The organism is Azospirillum rugosum, from assembly GCF_017876155.1.
Classification (GTDB): domain Bacteria; phylum Pseudomonadota; class Alphaproteobacteria; order Azospirillales; family Azospirillaceae; genus Azospirillum; species Azospirillum rugosum.
In genome coordinates, this window is sequence record NZ_JAGINP010000053.1 from 1 (window position 1) to 7949 (window position 7949).

The 7949-nt window shown below is 68.3% G+C and carries 6 protein-coding genes; 4 read left to right on the forward strand and 2 right to left on the reverse strand.

The window, feature by feature from the left end:
• Positions 1-122 precede the first annotated feature (122 nt).
• Positions 123-1163 (reverse strand): L-glyceraldehyde 3-phosphate reductase, encoded by a 1041-nt coding sequence (mgrA, locus tag J2851_RS35285; RefSeq protein WP_209774027.1) that lies wholly within the window; start codon positions 1161-1163, stop codon positions 123-125.
• Positions 1164-1293: 130 nt separating this feature from the next.
• Positions 1294-2070 carry a GntR family transcriptional regulator gene (locus tag J2851_RS35290; RefSeq protein ID WP_209774032.1) on the reverse strand — a complete coding sequence of 259 codons (777 nt, stop codon included), beginning with the start codon at positions 2068-2070 and terminating at the stop codon, positions 1294-1296.
• Between the two features lie 226 nt (positions 2071-2296).
• Between J2851_RS35290 and J2851_RS35295 the strand changes: the two genes are divergently transcribed.
• The 4 genes from J2851_RS35295 to J2851_RS35310 form a co-directional block, all read left to right on the forward strand.
• Positions 2297-2731, forward strand: a complete 435-nt coding sequence (locus J2851_RS35295; protein ID WP_307421084.1) for a methylglyoxal synthase — start codon at positions 2297-2299, stop codon at positions 2729-2731.
• Positions 2732-2953: 222 nt separating this feature from the next.
• Complete coding sequence (uxaC, locus tag J2851_RS35300; RefSeq protein ID WP_246501146.1) at positions 2954-4360, forward strand: glucuronate isomerase; 1407 nt, start codon at positions 2954-2956, stop codon at positions 4358-4360.
• A 220-nt stretch (positions 4361-4580) separates the two neighbouring features.
• Positions 4581-6116 (forward strand): UxaA family hydrolase, encoded by a 1536-nt coding sequence (locus J2851_RS35305; RefSeq protein WP_209774030.1) that lies wholly within the window; start codon positions 4581-4583, stop codon positions 6114-6116.
• A 412-nt stretch (positions 6117-6528) separates the two neighbouring features.
• On the forward strand, positions 6529-7949 hold a 1421-nt coding region (locus J2851_RS35310; RefSeq protein ID WP_281416143.1), incomplete at its 3' end, for a pyruvate formate lyase family protein.

Consider the following 7949-nt stretch of genomic DNA (forward strand, 5'->3'; position numbering starts at 1 on the left):
CTGACCGCACACCCGAACCCGCATGCCCGCCCCCATCCCGAGATCCCAGGAAGGGAATCACAACTGCGGACGTTCGGCAATTGCGCAAAACCCTCCTCAAGGGAGAGGGGCTTTTTGTTGGATCACCCCGCTTCCGCGACCGACGAGTTCCGCCACAGGTTGATGTCGCCGTCCACGGCGTGGCGGTCGATCTCCGCCAGTTCCTCCGGCGAGAAGGCGGTGTTCTGCAGCGCGTCGAGCGAGTTGTCCAACTGCTCCACGTTACGGGCGCCGATCAGGGCGGAGGTCACGCGCGGGTCGCGCAGCACCCAGGCGATGGCCATCTGGGCCAGGGTCTGGCCGCGCCGCTCGGCGATGGCGTTCAGCGCGCGCACCCGCTCCAGGTTCTCCGGCGACAGGAAATGCGCCCGCAGGCTCCCGCCCTTGGCGGCACGGGCGTCGGCCGGCTTGTCGCCCAGGTATTTGTTGGTCAGCATCCCCTGCGCCAGCGGCGAGAAGGCGATGCAGCCGATCCCCAGGTCCTCCAGTGTGTCGAGCAGCCCGCCCTCCACCCAGCGGTTCAGCATGGAGTAGGAGGGCTGGTGGATCAGGCAGGGCGTGCCGAGGCCCTTCAAAATCGCCGCCGCCCGCCGCGTCATCTCCGGCGAGTAGGAGGAGATGCCGACGTACAGCGCCTTGCCCTGCCGCACCGCGCGGTCGAGCGCGCCCATGGTCTCCTCCAGCGGGGTGCGCGGGTCGACGCGGTGCGAGTAGAAGATGTCCACATAGTCCAGGCCCATGCGCTTGAGGCTCTGGTCCAGGCTGGCGGTCAGGTACTTGCGGGAGCCCCAGCTGCCATAGGGACCGGGCCACATGTCGTAGCCGGCCTTGGTCGACACGACGATCTCGTCCCGGTGGGCCTTGAAGTCGGTCGCCAGGATGCGGCCGAAATTCTCTTCCGCCGAGCCCGGCGGCGGGCCGTAGTTGTTGGCAAGGTCGAAATGGGTGACGCCGCGGTCGAAGGCCCGGCGCAGCACGGCGCGGCCGGTCTCGAACACATCGGCGCCGCCGAAATTCTGCCAGAGCCCCAGCGAAATGGCCGGCAGGTCGAGCCCGCTCCGCCCGCTCCGGCGGTAGCTCATGCGATCATAGCGGGCCGGGTCGGCCCGATAGAGCGACTGCATCGCGTTCTCCTGGCTCTTCTGTGCATGCACGACGAAAGGTGCGGACCACCTGATATATCAGGGCGTCCCAGGCTTCCATTGCCCATTGGTCAGTGCGCGCATGCCCTCGGCCAGGAGGAGCACGGAGGGATCAGGCCGGCGCCTTGTCGTCCAGGGGGGCGGTGAAGTACAGCGGGTTGGCCTTCTGCGCGTCGGAGATGGTGACCTGGAGATAGTCCAGGTGCACGTCCAGCGCCTTCGCCGCGGCGTCCGGGTCGTGGTTGGCGATGGCCTCCACGATGGTGGTGTGCTCGGCGATCACCGCCGGCACGCGGCCGAGCACCGGCAGGGTCAGCAGCCGGAAACGGTCCACCTGCACCTTCACCTGCTGGGTCAGCGCCCAGAAGCCGGGATAGCCCGCCGTCTCGGCGATCAGCGCGTGGAAGGACTCATCCGCCTGGTGGAAGCCGTTGAAGTCGCCGGCCGCCTCCAGCTCCCGCTGGAGTTCCAGGTTGGCGCGCAGCTTGGCGACCTGGCTGCGGGTGGCGCGCTGCGCGGCGTAGCGGACGGTCGCCTCCTCCAGCGCCTTGCGGATGGCGATGGCCTCCGGCAGGGCGCCCAGCGGGATGCGGGCGACGAAGGTGCCGGACTGCGGGAAGATCTCGATCAGCCCCTCGTCGGCCAGCCGCAGCACGGCCTCCCGCACCGGGGTCCGGCTGACGCCGTAATCCTGGGCGATCAGCTTCTCGGCGATGGGCTCGCCGGGCTTGCGGCGCAGGGAGACGATCTCGTTGCGCAGGTCGCGGTAAATGGTCGCAGCCACCGTCGTGCCGCGCTGGACCGGGCGCGCGGTCGCCGCGGTCGCACGCCGCCGGGACCGCGTCGGAGCGGCGGGGGCCGGATTCCGCTCCGCAACGGGCTCCGCCACCGGGCTTCCCGGAATTGCTGCCGGAACCGCCGTGCTCTGCGCTGCCTTCTTCAACACCCGCTCCGCCAGAAAAAATGCCGATTCACTATACCGAGCCCGCTCGGCGGCGGTCAAACGCCTTAAAAGACGGCACACCCCGTCTTGCGATCTCCATTGCGCTCTCCACTGATATATCAGTATGATTGCGCAAGCGCACCACCGACTCTTCCCTGGAAAGACCACCGCCGTGGACTGCAAACGCATCGCCCTCGTCGCCCATGACGCCCGCAAGCGCGACCTGATCGCCTGGATCGGGGCCAACATCGCGGCGCTGGACGGCCACCTCTTCTGGGCCACCGGCACGACCGGGCGGCTGGTCCGGGAGGCCCACCCCAGCCTCGACGTCACCTCGCTGAAGAGCGGTCCGCTCGGCGGCGACCAGCAGATCGGCGCCATGATCGCGGAGGGGCGGATCGACCTGCTGGTCTTCTTCGTCGATCCGATGACCGCCCAGCCGCACGACGTGGACGTCAAGGCGCTGACCCGCCTCGCCACGCTCTACAACATCCCCATGGCCTGCAACGAGGCGACCGCGGACATGGTGGTCTCCTCGCCGCTGTTCTCCGACGGCTATTGCCCCCGGCCCGTCGATTTCGCCGCGCACGACAGCCGCAGCGTCTGACCACGCACCCGTTCGCTACCAAAACAATGGAGGTTGCGGATGGCCTTGAAAACCCCATACTGAAGGAAATGCGCCGGGAGCCTTGATTCCACTTGCAACGGGAACTGATATATTAATATATTCCCGGGATGCAGGGCCTGGACGGGCTCAACGGCTCCTTCACATCCCCTTGGCCATCCCCTTCGGACGCCGGCCCTCACCCGAATTCCTTACCGGAGAAGCATGATGCTCCACCCCGACCGTCTGTTCCCGAGCGACCCCGCGCAACGCGACATCGCGCGCCGGCTGTACGCGGCGGTGAGCAACCTGCCCATCGTCAGCCCGCACGGCCACACCGACCCGTCCTGGTTCGCCAAGGACGAGGCCTTCCCGGATCCGGCCGCGCTGTTCGTGAAGCCCGACCATTACGCCTTCCGCATGCTCTACAGCCAGGGCGTCCCGCTGGAGAGCCTGGGCGTGCCGCGCGCCGACGGCGGTGCGGTGGAGACCGACAGCCGGAAGATCTGGCGCCTGCTCGCCCAGCATTGGCACCTGTTCCGCGGCACGCCGACCCGCATGTGGCTGGACCACGCCTTCGAGACGGTCTTCGGCGTCACCGAGCGGCTGAGCCCGGCCAGCGCCGACCGCATCTACGACCAGATCGACGCCTGCCTGCAGAGCCCGGAATTCCGCCCGCGCGCCCTGTTCAAGCGCTTCAACATCGAGCTGCTGGCCACCACCGAGTCGCCGCTCGACACGCTGGAGCACCACCGCGCGATCCGCGAGAGCGGCTGGGACGGCTGCGTCATCACCGCCTTCCGCCCCGACCCGGTCGTCGATCCGGAGTTCGAGGGCTTCCAGGCCAACGTGGAGACGCTCGGCGCGCTCGCCGGTGAGAACACCACGACCTGGGCCGGCTACCTGAACGCCCTGCGCAACCGCCGCCAGTATTTCAAGGAGGTCGGCGGCGCCACCTCCACCGACCACGGCCACCCCACCGCCGTCACCGCCGATCTCTCCACCGCGGAGGCGTCTGCGCTGTTCGACAAGGCCCTGCGCGGCACCGTGACGGCGGCGGAGGCCGAGCTGTTCCGCGGCCAGATGCTGACCGAGATGGCCAAGATGAGCCTGGAAGACGGGCTGACCATGCAGATCCATCCGGGCAGCTTCCGCAACCACAACCCGGTGGTGTTCGAGCGGTTCGGCCGCGACAAGGGCGCCGACATCCCGACCCGCACCGACTATGTCCGGGCGCTGAAGCCGCTGCTGGACCGCGTCGGCAACGAGCGCGACCTGACCATCATTCTGTTCACGCTGGACGAGACGAGCTACGCCCGCGAACTGGCGCCGCTGGCCGGCCACTACCCGGCGCTGCGCGTCGGCCCGGCCTGGTGGTTCCACGACAGCCCCGAGGGCATGCGCCGCTACCGCGAGATGATCACGGAGACGGCCGGCTTCTACAACACGGTCGGCTTCAACGACGACACGCGCGCCTTCTGCTCGATCCCGGCCCGCCACGACGTCGCCCGCCGCGTCGACTGCGCCTTCCTGGCCCGCCTGGTCGCCGAGCACCGGCTGGAGGAGGACGAGGCCGCCGAGTTGGCCGTCGACCTCACCTACAACCTCGTCAAGAAGGCCTACAAGCTCTGATAGGAGCCCTTCTCCCCCCTGGCCTTTCGCGCCCGCTTGCGGGCGCTGTCGGCGACAGGCGGCCTTTGGCCGCCGAGAGCGGGAGAAGGGTTGGGATGAGGGGGCGGCCGCAGGCCGGAAACGCCGGCTCATTGCAGCGCGTGGACGCCCTTCGGGCGCCCCCTCACCCTAACCCTCTCCCCAGGGGGGAGAGGGAACTTACGGGAAAAGGAACATCTCCATGGCCTCGCTGACCATCCGCCTGCACCCCGCGGACAACGTCGTCGTCGCCGGCGTCGATCTGCTGCCGGGCACGCCGCTGCCAGATGTTGATACGGGGACCGACATCGCGACCCGCGCCGCGATCCCCTCCGGCCACAAGGTCGCGGTGCGGGCCATCGCGGTCGGCGAGCCGGTGCGCAAGTACAACCAGGTCATCGGCTTCGCCACCCAGCCGATCGAGCCCGGCGACCATGTCCATGTGCACAACACGGGCATGGGCGACAGCTTCGAGCGCGACTACGCCTTCAGCGCCGACGCCCACCCGACCGCCATCATTCCGGAGGCCGAGCGCGCCACCTTCCAGGGCATCTTGCGCCCGGACGGCCGCGTGGCGACGCGCAACTACATCGGCGTGCTGACCTCGGTGAACTGCTCGGCCACCGCGGCCCGGCTGATCGCCGACAAGTTCCGCGGCGACGCGCTGGACGCCTACCCCAACGTCGACGGGGTGGTGGCGCTGGCGCACGGCTACGGCTGCGGCATGGGCGCCCAGGGGGAGGCCATCGACGCGCTGCGCCGGACCATCGCCGGCTACGCCCGCCACCCGAACTTCGCCGCGGTGATCATCCTCGGCCTCGGCTGCGAGGTGAACCAGATCGACCGGCTGGTCGAGGCGGAGAAGCTCGACCCCAGCGAGACGCTGCACACCATGAGCATCCAGGACCTGGGCGGCACCGCCTCGGCGGTGCGCGCGGGCGTGGAGCGGATCAAGGCGCTGCTGCCGAAGGCCAACGAGGTGCACCGCCAGACGGTGCCGGCGAGCCACCTGACGCTGGCGCTGCAATGCGGCGGCTCCGACGGCTACTCGGGCATCACCGCCAACCCGGCGCTGGGCTACGCGGTCGACCTGCTGGTCCGCAACGGCGGCACGGCCGTGCTGAGCGAGACGCCGGAGGTCTACGGGGCGGAGCATCTGCTGACCCGCCGCGCGGTCAGCCGCGAGGTCGGCGAGAAGCTGGTCGAGCGCATCCGCTGGTGGGAGGACTACACCAGCCGCACCGGCGGCGAGATGAACAACAACCCGTCGCCCGGCAACAAGAAGGGCGGCCTGACCACCATCCTGGAGAAATCGCTGGGTGCGGTTGCCAAGGCCGGCACGACGAACCTCGTGGACGTGGTGCGCTACGCCGAGCCGATCGTCGGCCCGGGCCTGGTGTTCATGGACACGCCGGGCTACGACCCGGTGTCGGCGACCGGCCAGGTGGCGGGCGGCGCCAACGTGCTGTGCTTCACCACCGGCCGCGGCTCCGTCTTCGGCAGCAAGCCGACGCCGTCGCTGAAGCTGGCGACCAACACGCCGCTCTACCGCAAGATGACCGACGACATGGACATCGACTGCGGCCCGATCGCCACCGGCGACGCGACGATCGAGGAGATCGGCCGGGCGATCTTCCAGCTGATCCTCGACACCGCGTCGGGCCAGAAGAGCAAGAGCGAACTGCTTGGCGTCGGCGCCGACGAGTTCACGCCCTGGCAGATGGGCGCGGTGATGTAAACCGTCCCCATCAAGGGCGGAATACAGGTTCGGGGCACCACCGGGCATCGCCGCCCGGCGGTGCCCTTTTTTCGTTTGGTATCAGCGCTTAAGGCCCTGCTTCGGTTCCGCAGCGCTGCAAAACATGGCACGTATAGCGAAACTACATGCCAAGTCTGAGACCTCCCGCCGCGACACCAGCAAATCCGCGGTCTCTATTGTCGGCCATTTTCGCTCCTGCGACGCCGTGTCGCAGTTTCACTCGATAACACCAAGTATTGATACCCGTCTCTGCCTTGCCGGCCCAAGTCCACGGGTGTATGTAGCAAAACTACAAGACAGGTCCAGCCCGGCGGTTTCAAGACCGGCGCTCGGCCACCGGGTCCGGCCCGCGGCGACGCTCCGCGCCGGGCCTTCACCTGAGGAACACACCATGGACACCTTGTTGGCGGATCAGCTGGTCGCACGCTCGGCGCAGGAGGAGACTTTGCTTCCCTGGCGCGGCTTTGCCGGTGGGGACTGGCAGACGGCGGTGAACGTCCGCGACTTCATCCTGAAGAACGTGCGCCCCTACGAGGGCGACAGCGCCTTCCTCGCCGGGCCGACCGGCGGCACCAAGCTGCTGTGGGCCAAGGTCACCGAGCTGCTGAAGGCGGAGCGCGCGGCCAAGGGTGGCGTGCTGGACGTGTCCAGCGAGGTGTTCTCCTCCATCACCGCCCACGCGCCGGGCTACATCGACAAGGACCTGGAGCTGATCGCCGGCCTCCAGACGGACAAGCCGCTGAAGCGCGCCGTCATGCCCTTCGGCGGCTGGCGCATGGTCAAGAACAGCCTGGAGGCCTACGATTTCCCGGTGCCGCCGGCGCTTGAGGAGGTCTTCCCGAATCTCCGCAAGACGCACAACGACGGCGTCTTCGACGTCTATTCGGAAGAGGCGCTGAAGTGCCGCAAGTCGGGCGTCATCACCGGCCTGCCGGACGCCTATGGGCGCGGCCGCATCATCGGCGACTACCGCCGCGTCGCGCTCTACGGTGTCGATTTCCTGATCGAGGACAAGAAGGCCCAGCTGAAGAGCCTGGAGCTTGACCGGCTGGACGAGAACGCCCTGCGCCTGCGCGAGGAGATCTCGGAGCAGATCCGGGCGCTGAAGGAGCTGGTCGCTATGGCCAAGTCCTACGGCTTCGACGTCAGCCGCGCCGCCGCCACCGCGCAGGAAGCGGTGCAGTGGACCTACCTCGGCTACCTCGCCGCGGTGAAGGAGGCCAACGGCGCCGCCATGTCGCTCGGCCGCACCTCCAGTTTCCTCGACATCTACATCGAACGCGACCTGCGCGAGCACCGCATCTGCGAGGTCGAGGCCCAGGCCCTGATCGACCAGTTCGTGATGAAGCTGCGTCTGGTGCGCTTCCTGCGCACGCCGGAATACGACCAGCTGTTCTCCGGCGACCCGACCTGGGTGACGGAGTGCGTCGGCGGCATGGCTTTGGACGGCCGCACGCTGGTCACCAAGAACAGCTTCCGCATCCTCAACACGCTGAACAACCTCGGCCCCGCACCGGAACCGAACCTGACCGTGCTGTGGTCGGAGCAGCTGCCGGAGGGCTTCAAGGCTTTCTGCGCGGAAACCTCCATCAAGACCTGCTCGGTGCAGTACGAGAGCGACGACCTGATGCGCCCCTACTGGGGCGACGACTACGGCATCGCCTGCTGCGTCTCGGCCATGCGCATCGGCAAGCAGATGCAGTTCTTCGGCGCCCGTGCCAACCTCGCCAAGACCCTGCTCTACGCCATCAACGGCGGCCGCGACGAGCTGTCGGGCGAGCAGGTCGGCCCGGCCACCGCGCCGATCACCGG